Annotated in this window: 14 protein-coding genes; 12 read left to right on the top strand and 2 right to left on the bottom strand. The window is 61.4% G+C overall.

Features of this window, described 5'->3' with window-relative positions:
* Positions 1–56 precede the first annotated feature (56 nt).
* From EB230_RS30170 to EB230_RS30120, 11 genes are read left to right on the top strand one after another with little or no spacing between them, the layout of a single operon-like run.
* Positions 57–470 carry a CopG family transcriptional regulator gene (locus tag EB230_RS30170; protein WP_027033450.1) on the top strand — a complete coding sequence of 138 codons (414 nt, stop codon included), beginning with the start codon at positions 57–59 and terminating at the stop codon, positions 468–470.
* The gene (trbB, locus tag EB230_RS30165; RefSeq protein ID WP_069091251.1) at positions 467–1,435 is read left to right on the top strand and encodes a P-type conjugative transfer ATPase TrbB; all 969 of its coding nucleotides are present in this window, start codon (positions 467–469) and stop codon (positions 1,433–1,435) included. The genes EB230_RS30170 and trbB overlap by 4 nt, the downstream gene beginning before the upstream one ends.
* 11 nt (positions 1,436–1,446) lie before the next feature.
* Positions 1,447–1,755, top strand: a complete 309-nt coding sequence (locus EB230_RS30160) for a TrbC/VirB2 family protein (protein WP_010914020.1) — start codon at positions 1,447–1,449, stop codon at positions 1,753–1,755.
* Positions 1,755–2,027 carry a VirB3 family type IV secretion system protein gene (locus tag EB230_RS30155; protein ID WP_006329217.1) on the top strand — a complete coding sequence of 91 codons (273 nt, stop codon included), beginning with the start codon at positions 1,755–1,757 and terminating at the stop codon, positions 2,025–2,027. Before EB230_RS30160 ends, EB230_RS30155 begins: the two co-directional genes overlap by 1 nt.
* Positions 2,021–4,471, top strand: a complete 2,451-nt coding sequence (gene trbE / locus EB230_RS30150) for a conjugal transfer protein TrbE (RefSeq protein WP_172374510.1) — start codon at positions 2,021–2,023, stop codon at positions 4,469–4,471. Before EB230_RS30155 ends, trbE begins: the two co-directional genes overlap by 7 nt.
* Positions 4,468–5,193 (top strand): P-type conjugative transfer protein TrbJ, encoded by a 726-nt coding sequence (gene trbJ, locus EB230_RS30145; protein WP_143977244.1) that lies wholly within the window; start codon positions 4,468–4,470, stop codon positions 5,191–5,193. Before trbE ends, trbJ begins: the two co-directional genes overlap by 4 nt.
* A gap of 30 nt (positions 5,194–5,223) precedes the next feature.
* On the top strand, positions 5,224–6,546 hold the full coding sequence (trbL, locus tag EB230_RS30140) for a P-type conjugative transfer protein TrbL (protein ID WP_006329225.1): 1,323 nt from the start codon (positions 5,224–5,226) through the stop codon (positions 6,544–6,546).
* Positions 6,547–7,272, top strand: coding sequence for a conjugal transfer protein TrbF (trbF, locus tag EB230_RS30135; RefSeq protein WP_109671454.1), 726 nt, complete (start codon positions 6,547–6,549; stop codon positions 7,270–7,272).
* Between the two features lie 8 nt (positions 7,273–7,280).
* Positions 7,281–8,297, top strand: coding sequence for a P-type conjugative transfer protein TrbG (gene trbG / locus EB230_RS30130; protein ID WP_172375206.1), 1,017 nt, complete (start codon positions 7,281–7,283; stop codon positions 8,295–8,297).
* A gap of 11 nt (positions 8,298–8,308) precedes the next feature.
* The gene (locus tag EB230_RS30125; protein WP_143977242.1) at positions 8,309–9,523 is read left to right on the top strand and encodes a TrbI/VirB10 family protein; all 1,215 of its coding nucleotides are present in this window, start codon (positions 8,309–8,311) and stop codon (positions 9,521–9,523) included.
* Positions 9,524–9,535: 12 nt separating this feature from the next.
* Positions 9,536–9,808, top strand: coding sequence for a DUF2274 domain-containing protein (locus EB230_RS30120; protein WP_143977241.1), 273 nt, complete (start codon positions 9,536–9,538; stop codon positions 9,806–9,808).
* 528 nt (positions 9,809–10,336) lie between these two features.
* On the opposite strand, the gene hemN is transcribed toward EB230_RS30120, so the two are convergent.
* Entirely contained in the window at positions 10,337–11,686 is a 1,350-nt protein-coding gene (hemN, locus tag EB230_RS30115; protein WP_143977249.1) for an oxygen-independent coproporphyrinogen III oxidase, read from the bottom strand.
* A gap of 156 nt (positions 11,687–11,842) precedes the next feature.
* Here hemN and EB230_RS30110 point away from each other — a divergent pair, with 156 nt between their 5' ends.
* Entirely contained in the window at positions 11,843–12,598 is a 756-nt protein-coding gene (locus EB230_RS30110) for a Crp/Fnr family transcriptional regulator (protein ID WP_143977240.1), read from the top strand.
* Positions 12,599–12,601: 3 nt separating this feature from the next.
* Here the strand turns inward: EB230_RS30110 and EB230_RS30105 are convergent, their stop codons facing one another.
* A complete protein-coding gene (locus EB230_RS30105) occupies positions 12,602–13,141 on the bottom strand; it encodes a hemerythrin domain-containing protein (protein ID WP_019856553.1) in 540 nt (179 codons plus the stop codon).
* Positions 13,142–13,148 lie beyond the last annotated feature (7 nt).

The following is a 13,148-nucleotide window of genomic DNA, read 5'->3' as shown; positions in this document are numbered from 1 at the left end:
TCGATAATGCTTGTTCCGCCGCCGGCCCGCCAGCGCCGGCCAGTTGGAACAAGCGCATGAAGCCCCACCGCATTCGTCACCAGTTTCTGCTCGAACCGGAATTGAGCGAGAAGCTGGACAACCTCAGCCGCGATCCCTCGACCACAAAATCCGCGGTCGTCGCGAAGGCCGTAGAAGCTTTCATCGAGCGGCGTGGCGAGAATGAACTCGATCGGCGCTATGGCATGAGGCTGGACCGTCTTTCCCGCGACCTCAGTCACGTCAGGCGCGATGTCGACATGACATTGGAAAGCTTGGCGCTCTTCATCCGCTTTTCGATCACGCTTCATGCCCACACGCCTGTTCCGGACAAGGCGACACAGGCGATTGCTCAGGAGCGTTTCGACAAATTCGTCGAGCAGGTCGGTCGCCAGATCGCATCGGGGAAACGCTCGCTTGGCAAAGACAATGGCGGAGGAGGGGAAGGATGAGCGCTCATCCAGAGGCCGACCACCGACGCCGCGCCATGCTGCGCACCGCCATGGGTCCGACGATCACTGAGGCGCTGGCCGATCCATTGGTCATCGAGGTGATGGTCAATCCCGATGGCGCGCTGCGGCTCGACCGGCTGGGAGAAGGCCGAATCGATACGGCCGTGCATATGCATCCTTCCGAGGCGGAACGCATCATCCGCCTAGTCGCTTCCCACGTGCGTGCCGAGGCGCATGCGGACAATCCGATTGTCAGCGCCGAATTGCCATCGGGCGAACGCTTCGAGGGACTGCTGCCGCCTGTCGTGCTGGCGCCTTGCTTTGCCATCCGCAAACCAGCCGCAAAGCTCTACACGCTGGCCAACTATGTTGCGGATCGCATCATGTTGCCGCTGCAGGCCGATGCGTTGATAAAGGCAGTCCGAGAACGGCGCAACATCCTTGTCGCCGGAGGCACGTCGTCGGGTAAGACGACGCTTGCCAATGCGCTGCTGGCCGAAGTCGCCGAATGCGACGAGCGAGTGATCCTCATCGAGGACACCCGCGAACTGCAATGCGCAGCAAAGGACTGCGTTGCCCTGAGAACCAGGCGGGGCTCGGTCACACTCGCCGATCTCGTGCGCTCGACGCTCCGGCTCCGCCCCGACCGCATCATCGTCGGTGAAGTCAGGGGCGCGGAAGCGCTGGACATGCTCAAGGCATGGAACACCGGGCACCCCGGCGGCATCGCCACGGTTCATGCCAATTCGGCGCGCTCTGCCCTCTATCGCATCGAGCAGCTTGCACAGGAAGCTGTCGTCACCGTGCCGCGCCGCCTCATCGCCGATGCCATCGATCTCATCGTCTTCATCGCGGGGCGCGGCTCGTCGCGCCGCATCGATGCAATCGCTGAGGTCACAGGTCTCGACGGCAGCGGCGACTACGCCGTCACCCCACTCACGCCTCCGCAACTCCAGCAACTCTGAAAGGCCCCCTTATGCGCAAGAAGCTCCGCTTTCTTTCGTTTGCCGCGCTCGCGTTTCTTCTCACAGTTCCGGCGCACGCTGCCGGCTCCGGCATGCCTTGGGAACAGCCGCTGCAGCAGATCCTGGAATCGGTGCAGGGACCGGTCGCCAAAATCGTCGCGGTGATCATCATCATCACCACCGGCCTGACCCTTGCCTTCGGCGATACTGCAGGCGGTTTCCGCCGGCTGATTCAGATCGTCTTCGGCCTGTCGATCGCCTTCGCCGCATCGAGCTTCTTCCTCTCGTTCTTCTCCTTTGGCGGCGGGGCGCTCGTCTGATGGCCGCCGGAGTGCAACATATCGAGGGCTTCGAGGTTCCCGTTCACCGGGCATTGACTGAACCGATCCTGCTTGGCGGCGCGCCGCGGGCGGTGGCGATCCTCAACGGCACGGTGGCTGCGGCCATCGGACTAGGCTTGCAGCAATGGATTGCCGGGCTAGTGCTCTGGCTTGGCGGCCACACGCTCGCGGTCTTTGCCGCAAGGCGCGATCCCGACTTTGCCAGCGTGCTTGTCCGTCACCTTCGCCTGAGGGGATGGCTCGCATGCTGAACCTTTCGGAATATCGCGGCAAGGCCGACCGGCTTGCCGACCATCTGCCCTGGGCAGCACTGGTGGCGCCCGGCATCGTGCTCAACAAGGACGGCAGCGTTCAGCGGACTCTTCGGTTTCGCGGGCCCGATCTGGAAAGCTCGACCGAAGCCGAACTCATCGGCATCTGCGCCCGGGCCAACGATGCGCTTAGACGCCTTGGCTCCGGCTGGACATTGTTTTTCGAGGCCGAGCGCATCGAAGCGCTGGGCTATCCGTCCTCGCGTTTCCCGGACGCGGCGTCATGGCTGGTTGATGAAGAACGGCGTGCTGCCTTCGAAGGCAAGGTCGCGCATTTCGAGAGCCGCTATCACCTGACCTTGCTGTCCATGCCGCCACCGGACGCCCAGGCGCGGGCGGAAAGCGCGCTCGTCGACAAGCATCATTCAGAAGGCGAAAGAGACTGGCGCCAGGAGATGGCGCGGTTCCGTGACGAGACCGACCGTGTGCTGGATCTTCTGTCGGGCTTCATGCCCGAAGTGCGTCCGCTCGATGACGCCGAGACGCTGACATACCTGCACGACACGATCTCGACCCGCCGCCATCCGGTCGCCGTGCCGGAAACGCCAATGTATCTGGACGGCATCCTGGTCGATGTGCCGCTTACCGGCGGCTTGGAGCCGATGCTGGGTGAGCAACATCTTCGCACACTTACCATCCTCGGCTTTCCGAACCTCACCCGGCCCGGAATCCTCGATGCCCTCAATCATCAGGATTTCGCCTATCGCTGGATGACGCGCTTCATTCCGCTCGGCAAGACCGAGGCCACCAAGACGCTGACCCGCTTGCGCCGGCAGTGGTTTGCCAAGCGCAAATCGATCGTCGCAATCCTGCGCGAGGTTGTAAGCAACGAACCCGTTCCGCTCATCGACAGCGACGCCGACAATAAGGCGCTCGACGCCGATGAAGCACTTCAGGCGTTGGGCGGCGATCATGTCGGCTTCGGGTATCTCACTGCAACGGTGACGGTATGGGACGAGGATCGCCAAGCCGCCGCTGAGAAACTTCGCGCGGTCGAGCGCATCATCAATGGGCTCGGGTTCACCACCATCCGCGAAAGCGTCAATGCGGTCGAAGCCTGGCTCGGCTCGCTGCCGGGTCATGTCTATGCCAACGTTCGTCAGCCGCTCGTTCACACGCTGAACCTTGCCCATCTCATGCCGCTTTCCTCGGTGTGGGCCGGTCCTGCGGCGAACGAGCATCTGGCTGAATTCACTGGACGAGAGGCCCCGCCGCTCCTCATCGCCGAAACCAGCGGGTCGACTCCGTTCCGGCTTTCTTCCCATGTCGAAGATGTCGGCCACATGCTGATCGTTGGACCGACCGGCGCCGGAAAATCGGTGCTGCTTGCCCTGATCGCCCTGCAGTTTCGTCGCTATGCCGGCGCGCAGGTCTATGTCTTCGACAAAGGCAATTCGGCGCGCGCGGCAACGCTCGCCATGGGTGGAGAGCATCATGTATTGGGTTCGGACGGTGCGCTTGCCTTCCAGCCACTGCGCAATATCGGTGATCAGGGTAGGCGCAGCTGGGCAGCTGAATGGATCGCCGGCCTGATTGCCCATGAGAACGTCACCCTCACGCCGGAGGTGAAGGAGGCGATCTGGTCGGCGCTCAACAGCCTCGCCACCGCGCCGGCGCAGGAGCGCACGCTGACCGGTCTGTCGGTCCTGCTTCAGTCCAATGCACTGAAGTCCGCCTTAATGCCCTACACGCTCGACGGTCCCTTCGGCCGATTGCTCGATGCCGACGACGATCGGCTGGCCTTGTCGGATGTGCAGTGCTTCGAGACCGAGGAGCTGATGCATAGCCAAAGCGCTGTGCTGCCTGTGCTCACCTATCTCTTCCATCGCCTTGAGGAGCGGTTCGACGGGCGACCGACGCTGCTCATGCTCGATGAGGCCTGGGTCTATCTCGACAATCCGCTTTTTGCTGCCCGCATCCGCGAATGGCTGAAGGTGCTGCGAAAGAAGAACGTATCGGTGATCTTCGCCACGCAGTCGCTTGCCGACATCGCCGGCTCTGCAATAGCGCCGGCGATCATCGAGAGCTGCCCACAGCGCATTTTTCTCCCCAATGATCGTGCCGTGGAACCGCAGGCACGGACTGCCTATGAGCGCTTCGGTCTCAACGACCGGCAGATTGAACTGATCGCCCGGGCCACGCCGAAGCGGCACTACTATTTGCAGTCGCGCTGCGGCAACCGTCTCTTCGAGCTCGGGCTCGGCCCCATCGCGCTTGCACTTTGCGGCGCCTCGGGTCCAGCCGCGCAAAGCCTGATCGACAGGGTCCTGTCCAAGCACGGGCAGGACAGCTTTGTCTTTCGCTTCCTCGGCGCCCGCGGCCTGGATTGGGCGGCCGAGCTTCTCCAGCAATTCCCTCAACCAACCAAGGAGCAATCGTCATGATGCGGCGCCGCTTTCTCTCGGGCCTGATCACCCTTTCGTTGATCGCCAAGCCGATGGCCGACTACGTGCAGCCGGCCTACGCGCTCATCGTGTTCGATCCGTCGAACTACGCACAGAACGTGCTCACGGCGGCGCGCTCGCTGGAGCAGATCAACAACCAGATCCAGTCGCTCCAGAACCAGGCGACCGTGCTGCAGAACATGGCACGCAATCTTCAGAGTCTGGATTTTTCTTCCGTGGGTCAGCTTACCGGCTCGCTCCAACGGATCGACGGTCTGATGGACCAGGCGAGTGGCCTGAGCTTTGATCTCAACAAGCTTCAGGACCAGTGGCGTAATCAATATCCGGAAAGCTACGACGCCACGATCAAGGTCAGCGATGTGGCGAGCGCCGCACGTGACCGCTGGCAAAGCGCAATGCAGGCATTCCGTCAGACCATGGGTGTCCAGTCGCAGATCGTCGAGAATGTTCGCGGTGATGGTGACCTGCTTGCCGATCTCGTCAACCGCAGCCAAGGCGCGGCCGGTGCGCTTCAGGCAAGTCAGGCCACTAACCAGCTCCTTGCGCTTTCGACCAAGCAGCAGATGCAGATCCAGACGCTGCTCGCAACGCAGTTCCGCGCTGAGGCCGAGGATGCGGCGCGCAAGGCGCAGTCCGAGGAGGCCGCGCGCGAGACAACAAAGCGCTTCCTCGGCACAGGCAGGGCCTATCCCGGCAACTGATCACCAATCTCTGACGACGAGGAAGGCGGCATGAACGACCTTGGGGTCATTGATCGCTTCATGGAGACCTTCATCCGCTACATCGATAGCGGGTTCGGTCTGCTCTCGGGCGATGTCGCCTTCCTTACCACGACCCTGATCGGCATCGACGTCACACTTGCCGGCCTCGCCTGGGCATTCGGCGGCGAACCCAACATATTCGGCCGGCTCATCCGCAAAGTGCTCTATGTCGGCGTCTTTGCCTTCATCTTGAATAACTTCAAGAACCTCGCCGACATCATTTATCGGTCCTTTGCCGGTCTCGGCATCAATGCGTCATCCGGCAACCTATCTGCCGACAATCTCCTGCATCCGGGCCGCATTGCCGCAACCGGTTTCGAGGGCGCCTGGCCGCTTCTCGATCAGGCAAGCCAGCTTCTCGGCTTCCCAGAAATCTTCGGCAACGCGCTCACCATCTTCGTGCTGCTCGTGGCCTGGTTCCTGGTCATCATCGCCTTCTTCATCCTCTCCATCCAACTCTTCATCACCATCCTCGAATTCAAACTCACCACTCTGGCCGGATTCATTCTTGTGCCCTTCGCGCTTTGGAACCGGTCCGCGTTTCTCGCCGAGCGCGTGCTCGGCAATGTCATCTCGTCGGGCATCAAGGTGATGGTGTTGGCCGTCATCATCGGCATCGGCTCCACGCTCTTTGGCGAGTTCGCTTCCGCGCTGCAAGGCAAGGAGCCGGATCTGGCCGCCGCCATGTCACAGGTCCTGGGCGCCTTGGCGCTCCTTGGTCTCGGCATTTTCGGACCTGGGATAGCCTCCGGTCTTGTCTCGGGCGCGCCGCAGCTTGGCGCGGGCGCCGCACTTGGAACCACGGCAGCCGCAGCCGGTGCATCGCTCGTTGCCGCAGGCGCAGCATTTGCCGGCGCGCGCATGGCAACCGGCAGCGGTCTCACCGCACTCCGTGCCGGCACGACCATGGGGTCAGCGGCTTCTACGGCCTGGCAGATGGGGCGCGCAACATCGCCCGAGTCCGGCCTGCCCGGTGTAGCTGCTGGAATGCATGGTGTGACCAGCGCCGCCGGCGGCGCCGCAATGCGGGCGGCACGATCTGCCGCAGGAGGCTTCGGGCGCAGCGTTGATGCCGGGCGCGAAGCTGCCTGGACCGCGACCGGTGGTGCGCCGACCGCATCCATGACCGGAAGCCCTACTGGTCCGGTCGCTGATGCCGCGCCCGGCTGGGCCAGGCGCCTGCGTTCCGAACAGACAGCCCGTGCCCACCGTCACGCCGCCATGCAGGCCGTCCGTGAAGGCGACAGGCCGGGAGGCAGCGCCAATCCCTCTCTCAACGACAAGGACGACTAAATGCTATTCAAGCGACCCATTCAACGTTACGGCAAGACGCCCGAGCCGGTCACGCCGTATCAGAAGGCCGCGCAGCTCTGGGACGAGCGCATAGGCTCATCTCGAGTGCAGGCCCGCAACTGGCGGTTCATGGCTCTTGGCTGTCTGACCTTGGCGGCCGGACTTTCCGGCGGACTCGTGTGGCAGTCGATCCAGAGCCGCGTCGTGCCTTACGTCGTCGAGGTCGACGGCTTCGGCGAGGCACGCGCCGTTGCACCGGCAATCCGGGACTACGAGCCCTCCGATGCCCAGATCGCGTGGCATCTCGGCCGCTTCATTCAGAATGTCCGTTCCGTTTCCACCGATCCGGTGCTGGTGCGGCAGAACTGGCTTTCGGCCTATGACTTCGCCACCGACCGCGCGGCGCTCTTTCTCAACGAGTACGCCAAGGCGAACGATCCTTTCGGCCAGATCGGCACACGCAGCGTGTCGGTGCAAGTGACCAGCGTGGTCAGGGCTTCCGACAGCTCGTTCCAGGTCAAATGGGCCGAGCAGGTTTTTGAGCGCGGCAGCCTTGCCAGCACGACGCGCTGGACCGCGATCCTCACCATCGTGATCCGCCCGCCAAGCAATACTGACCAACTGCGCAACAACCCGCTCGGCGTCTTCATCAACGCCATCGACTGGTCGCGCGAGCTCGACAGTGCTGCGCCGACGTCCGTTTCCCCAAAAGGAGTCCACCAATGAAGAATAGAATGTCGCCGGTCCGTGCCGTGCTGATCCTGTCGGCCTCTACAGCGGTCCTCTCCGCCTGCGCGTCGAAGCCGGTACCGCCGCCTGAGATTTACTATGATGCTGCCGATTTCAAACCAGCCGCAATCGAGAAGCCGCCGGAGAAGCCGGTCAAGATAGTCGAGGTGCCAAAGCCGCTGCCGCTACCCGGTCAGTTACAGCCCAATCCGGGCAGGGTGGCCGAAGACAAGCGCTCTCCTGAAGAACGGGTCTCCGATGCCAATAAAGCAGCGACGCAGCAACCCACCAGGTATGGGTACATGAATGCGGTTCAGGTCTATCCATTCGCCGATGGCGCGCTCTATCAGCTCTACGCCGCACCGGAGCGCGTTACCGATATCGCACTCCAGCCGGGCGAGAAGCTAACAGCCGTGTCGGCCGGCGACACGGTGCGTTGGGTGATCGGCGATACCGTCAGCGGCACCGGTGACAATCAGCGCACCCATGTGCTGGTAAAACCCTTCGCGCCGGGGCTTACCACCAATCTGGTGATCACCACAGAACGACGCACCTACCATTTGCAGCTTCAAAGCACCGAGAAAACCTCAATGGCGGCGATCTCCTGGACCTATAGCGAGGACCAGATCATCGCGCTACGCCAGCGCAACGCTCAAGCCGAGGCTGCCATGCCGGTAGCTTCGAATGTGGCGCTCGAGAATATCCGCTTCCGGTATTCAATCACCGGCGACACACCACCCTGGAGGCCGATGCGCGCTTTCGACGATGGCAGCAAGGTCTATATCGAATTCCCCCGTCGCATTGATCAGGGTGAAGCGCCTCCTCTCTTCATCGTCGGCGCCGATGGCAATGACCAGCTCGTCAACTTCCGTATGCGCGGCAACTATTACATCGTCGATCGCCTCTTTGCTGCCGCCGAACTGCGCCTCGGCGCCAAACAGCAGCAAGTGGTGCGCATCACCAGGACTGACGGCCGGCAACCGCCGCGGCGGATTCCGCTCTTTGCGCGGCCCAGCAGGTGAGGGGAGCGCTCATGACCGATACTTCCCGATCCGATGCGCCGCCGAAACTCGATCCCGAGCAGCTGCAATTGCGAGCCTCGCCCCGCCGCGCTGTCCGATTCAGGCGCGGTCTGATCGTCGCCATCGCTGCAGTCGGATCCGGTGCCATTCTGGGCGTCACGATGATGGCGCTTCAAGGACCGGCATGGCGTATCAAGCACCAGGCAGAGGACCGCTATAACACCGAGCGCAAGCCACCCGCCGAGGGACTAGAAGCGCTTCCCAAGGACTATTCCGGGATCATGCCGAAGGCCCCTGTGCTCGGACCGCCACTGCCCGGCGACCTCGGTCGCCCCATCCTTGAACGCCAACGTCAGCTCGGCATCGCGCCAGGGCAGGATATCTCCGCCGAGGAGCAGCGCCTTGCCCAGCAAGCAATTGAGGCGCGCGAGTCGCAAGTCTTGTTCCGGATCGACAATCGACCCAGACAGACAGATGTCGCCGGCGGCGGGCCGAGTGCGCAGCAGCCGTCTGAGGCGCTTCCGCAATCCGGAGCGACGCGCGTGTCAGCTTCCGTTGCCCCAGCCGAGGGTGACCAGAACAACCAACAGCGCAAGCTCGATTTTATCAGTCAGCGAAACACAAGCGGGATCTACAATCAGCACGCGCTGCAGACGCCGGCCTCGCCCTACCAACTGATGGCCGGCAGCGTGATCGCGGCCAGTCTCGTCACCGGCATAAATTCCGACTTGCCTGGCCTTGTCGTCGCGCAGGTCACCGAGAATGTGCACGACACAGTCACCGGCAGCATTGTGCTCATTCCGCAAGGCTCACGCCTCATCGGCACTTATGACAGCGTCGTGGCTTTTGGGCAGAGGCGCGCATTGCTGGTCTGGCAGCGAATAATCCTGCCCGACGGTTCCTCGATCGAAATCGACAATCTGCCAGCGACGGATACTGCCGGCTATGCCGGGCTTGAAGACAAGGTCGATTTTCACACCTGGCAGCTGATCAAGGGAGTTGCTCTAGCGACGCTACTGGGCGTTGGTACCGAGTTGAGCTTTGGGGAAAACGAAAGCGACCTAGTTAAGGCGATCCGGGAATCCACTCAGCAAAACATCAGTCAAGCCGGCCAGCGCATCACCGAAAAAAACCTGAATATTCAACCCACCATTATCGTCCGCCCCGGTTGGCCCCTACGCGTGATTGTACACAAGGATCTTGTGCTGCGCCCATACCCGACTTGAACAGGAGTAATCATGGCAGATCTGAAACTTGGAAAGCTTCCAGACCGGACACCTTCGAAGATGACCATCACCGTTAGCGCGGACCTGAACCAAGCACTCAAGGACTATGCGGCGCTTTACCGCCAGACCTATGGCGAGTCTGAAACGGTAGCGGAACTCATACCGTTCATGCTGGCAGGGTTTCTGGAAGGTGACAGAGCGTTTGCCAAGGCCAGAAAGGAAAGCTTGCCTGCCGCCGGCATGTCAGAGAAATCGCGACGCATGTCAGGTTCAGATTCCGAGTAATCGAAGCATAAAGTTGGTCAATTGGCGCAGCCGCCCGGGTGCCTAATTTCCCGGCGGTCGCGGCCTACCGATCCGTCATGTAAGGCCTATGCGCGAACTTCGAGCAGCTGGAGGTCAAGTAAGTGCCGGGGCGGCCCGGAAACCGCGAACAAGGCGCAGGGCGTGCTAGCCGCACTCATGCATGGTTTCAGACACGTGGGAACGCCGTGCGGTTGTTACTCAGAATGAGCTCATCTCAAAGGGGTATTCAAGAGCCGCAGCGCTGAGTAGCGGAAGCCGCAATGGGGTGCGTCGCTGACATTCAGTGAAAGACTGGGCCGAACAATCCAACCTGCTTTAAGTGGAGCCCTGCCTGCAGGGTTCCGGCGGGTCCCAGCCCTCTGCCATGCGACCCCCTTTGGGAAATACCCGTGTCGTCACACCATCGTAAAGTGGCGTCATATGCACTATCGAATTGTTAGCTGCTGGTTTCGGGGATTTTGAGGAGGTTCGCGATCGACTGAAGACGGTGACGTTCGTCTGTGGCACTCAGACTGCCACTGAGTGCCTGGCCGTTCCACTTTCGAAATATTTGTCGAACTTCGCTGCAATGCTCCTTACAAAGGGACGACTTTCCGCCGATACGACGTAACTGTCACCTTGGAGTTCAAGCGGTCGAGCAGGGTCGCCAATGGCGATGGAGCTTGCTTGGAAAAGAAGCTTTTGTCCGGCTTCCCCGAAGCGTTCCACCAGATCGGCTGCTGAAAAGCCGAAATCGCACATCAAGCGCTCGATGATCCAGCCGCGAACACGGTCATCTTCGGAAAACGCGATGCCGCGGACCGTGGCCAGATGTCCCCCCTCGACCATGCGTCCATATTCGGCTGTCGACGGCATGTTCTGCGAATAGCCCTGTCGAAACCGGCTGATCGATGACGGCCCGAGCCCGATCAGTGTTTCGCAGCGATCCTCGGTGTAGCCCTGGAAATTGCGGCGGATTGTTCCCGCGCGAGCCGAGACTGCAAGCGCATCATCCGGCTTGGCGAAATGGTCTATTCCAATCGCCTCGTATCCGGCGCCCATGATCAGACGGGCGGCAATTTGCCACTGAGCGAACCGTTCGGCCGGACCTGGCAACCATGCCTCGTCGATCATAGTCTGATGCTTCTTGAACCAAGGCACATGCGCGTAGCCGAACAGCGCCATCCGGTCCGGCTCCAGAGTCAGCGCCTGCGCCACGGTGGAACAGACGCTCTCCCTGGTCTGATGCGGCAGGCCGTAAAGCAAATCGAGGTTCACGGACCCTACGCCGCGAGAGCGAATGCCGTCGACAACCGCCTTGGTCTGCAAAAAGCTCTGCTCGCGGTTGATCGCCTTCTGCACCTTCGGATCGAAATCCTGAACGCCGAGGCTCGCCCGCGCCATGCCGATCTCGGCAAGTGTATCAAGGCGGGCTTCGTCCATGTCGTTGGGTTCGATTTCGACGCTGATCTTCGCATCGGCAAGAAAATCGAAGCTATCCCGCAGGACAGTTCCCAAGGCTATCATATCCTCGGGCTTCAGCATGGTCGGCGAGCCGCCGCCGAAATGCACGGCGCGGACATGGGCCTTGCCGCCGACAAGACCGGCGACAGTCGCGATCTCCGCGTGAAGCGAGCGGAGATACGAAGCCACCGGCTCGTAGCGGCGGGTCTGCTTTGTATGGCACGCACAGAACCAGCACAGCCGGTCGCAATAAGGGATGTGCAGGTAGAGCGAGACCTCGTCACCGCTTTCGAGCGCCTTCAACCAGCTTCGATAGACATCAGCGTCGACGCCAGGATGGAAATGCGGCGCGGTCGGGTAACTGGTATAACGCGGGACGTTCTCGCCAAGCCTGGCAGCTAAATTCGGTCTCATTTGGTGGTCCGCCGTTTTTGCCTCGCCGAAGTCTGGACGCGTCGAAGAGCCAATGCCCTGATTTCGGTCAGCCTCCAGCACGGACAAACTGCCGCAAGGATTTCTCTGCCATCGCTTGCTATCCTGCCGAAACTTGGGATCGGTAGCGCGAGCGTAATGACAGTACGGCAAGACATTCACAGCTCCGGCATTCCCGTTCTTTGCCTGTCTTGCGCAGCACGACATCGCGGCGTCTGCGGTGCGCTCGATCCAAACCATTTGGTTGGGCTCGCCAAAACTTCGTCGCGGCACAAGCTCGAGCCGGGGGTCGAACTGATCGCCGACGCCGAGGCCGTCGACAGCTATTCAAACTTGCTTTCAGGTGTTGTGAAGCTGACGAAGTGCCTTTCGGACGGCCGCCAGCAGATTGTCGGTCTTCGGTTCGCACCGGATTTTCTGGGACGGCCCTTCAAGGTGAAAAGCACGATCAATGTGGAAGCGGCAACCTCCGTCTCGCTGTGCTCGTTTCCGAAGGCGGCCGTTGAACGGATAATAAAGGAATCACCGGGACTCGAGCATCGCCTGCTCAAGCAGACGCTGGACGAACTCGACGAGGCACTTGAATGGATGGTGACTCTCGGGCGCAAGACCGCACCGGAGAAGGTGGCGAGCTTTCTCCTCATGATCGCCCGGAATATGGATTCCAGTATCGACCCGGCGGCTGGGTCGGCATGCTTCGATCTGCCGCTGACACGTGCCGACATCTCTGATTTCCTTGGACTGACGAACGAGACCGTGAGCCGCCAGCTTACGCGATTGCGGGCTGACGACGTGATCCGGATCGAGAACAAACGCCATGTAACGGTCGACAGCATGAGCCGGCTGGAGCAGCACTGCGGCGGCCGAGGCGCGCGGCAACCGGCCTTTGAATGAGACCTAAGCGTCGGGGCCTTCGTCGCTTATTACGATCCGCGGCAGGACATGCTCGCGTTCGAAAGCGATGTGTCGCCGCAAGCCTTCGAAGAAGCCGCGTAGCATGAATCCGACAGCTTCCGCGCTCTCTATCGGATCACCATGACCGATCGCTAGGAGCGTTTCGGCCACCTCGCCAGCGAAGCATTGATCCTCAAGGTGCTCGATGCGCAACCGGCTGGTAGAGGCAAGTTTGGCCTCGGCCGGAGTCAAGTGCGCCTCATACGCAGGGAAAATCACCCTCTCCTCAAACCCATGAATGTCACGGAGCAGCGGAACGATCTTCTTGGCCGTTCCAAGACATTTGAGGCGGTCGACGTTCGGCAGTGCATCGGCAATGCTTTCCAGCGAGAAGCAGAGCTCCAGCTTTTCCCGATGGGCAAGCTTCATGACCTCGCCCGGAATCGCCTCTGTGCCGACCTGGCGCGAGAAAGCCGCACTTGTCCACGAGCGGGTTGGCCCGTGCTGCGTTTCCTTGTTCAAATCGCCACCTTCTGATTGCACCGAACTC

The organism is Mesorhizobium sp. NZP2234 (genome assembly GCF_013170765.1).
Lineage (GTDB): Bacteria > Pseudomonadota > Alphaproteobacteria > Rhizobiales > Rhizobiaceae > Mesorhizobium > Mesorhizobium loti_D.
Note: the sequence above shows the minus strand (reverse complement) of the source record. Positions and strands in the feature narration are given on the sequence as shown.

Bases quoted from the DNA above. Each gene is read 5' to 3' on its own strand.
- EB230_RS30170 (WP_027033450.1), top strand. From the start codon at position 57: ATGAAGCCCCACCGCATTCGTCACCAGTTTCTGCTCGAACCGGAATTG.
- trbB (WP_069091251.1), top strand. From the start codon at position 467: ATGAGCGCTCATCCAGAGGCCGACCACCGACGCCGCGCCATGCTGCGC.
- EB230_RS30160 (WP_010914020.1), top strand. From the start codon at position 1,447: ATGCGCAAGAAGCTCCGCTTTCTTTCGTTTGCCGCGCTCGCGTTTCTT.
- EB230_RS30155 (WP_006329217.1), top strand. From the start codon at position 1,755: ATGGCCGCCGGAGTGCAACATATCGAGGGCTTCGAGGTTCCCGTTCAC.
- trbE (WP_172374510.1), top strand. From the start codon at position 2,021: ATGCTGAACCTTTCGGAATATCGCGGCAAGGCCGACCGGCTTGCCGAC.
- trbJ (WP_143977244.1), top strand. From the start codon at position 4,468: ATGATGCGGCGCCGCTTTCTCTCGGGCCTGATCACCCTTTCGTTGATC.
- trbL (WP_006329225.1), top strand. From the start codon at position 5,224: ATGAACGACCTTGGGGTCATTGATCGCTTCATGGAGACCTTCATCCGC.
- trbF (WP_109671454.1), top strand. From the start codon at position 6,547: ATGCTATTCAAGCGACCCATTCAACGTTACGGCAAGACGCCCGAGCCG.
- trbG (WP_172375206.1), top strand. From the start codon at position 7,281: ATGTCGCCGGTCCGTGCCGTGCTGATCCTGTCGGCCTCTACAGCGGTC.
- EB230_RS30125 (WP_143977242.1), top strand. From the start codon at position 8,309: ATGACCGATACTTCCCGATCCGATGCGCCGCCGAAACTCGATCCCGAG.
- EB230_RS30120 (WP_143977241.1), top strand. From the start codon at position 9,536: ATGGCAGATCTGAAACTTGGAAAGCTTCCAGACCGGACACCTTCGAAG.
- hemN (WP_143977249.1), bottom strand. From the start codon at position 11,686: ATGAGACCGAATTTAGCTGCCAGGCTTGGCGAGAACGTCCCGCGTTAT.
- EB230_RS30110 (WP_143977240.1), top strand. From the start codon at position 11,843: ATGACAGTACGGCAAGACATTCACAGCTCCGGCATTCCCGTTCTTTGC.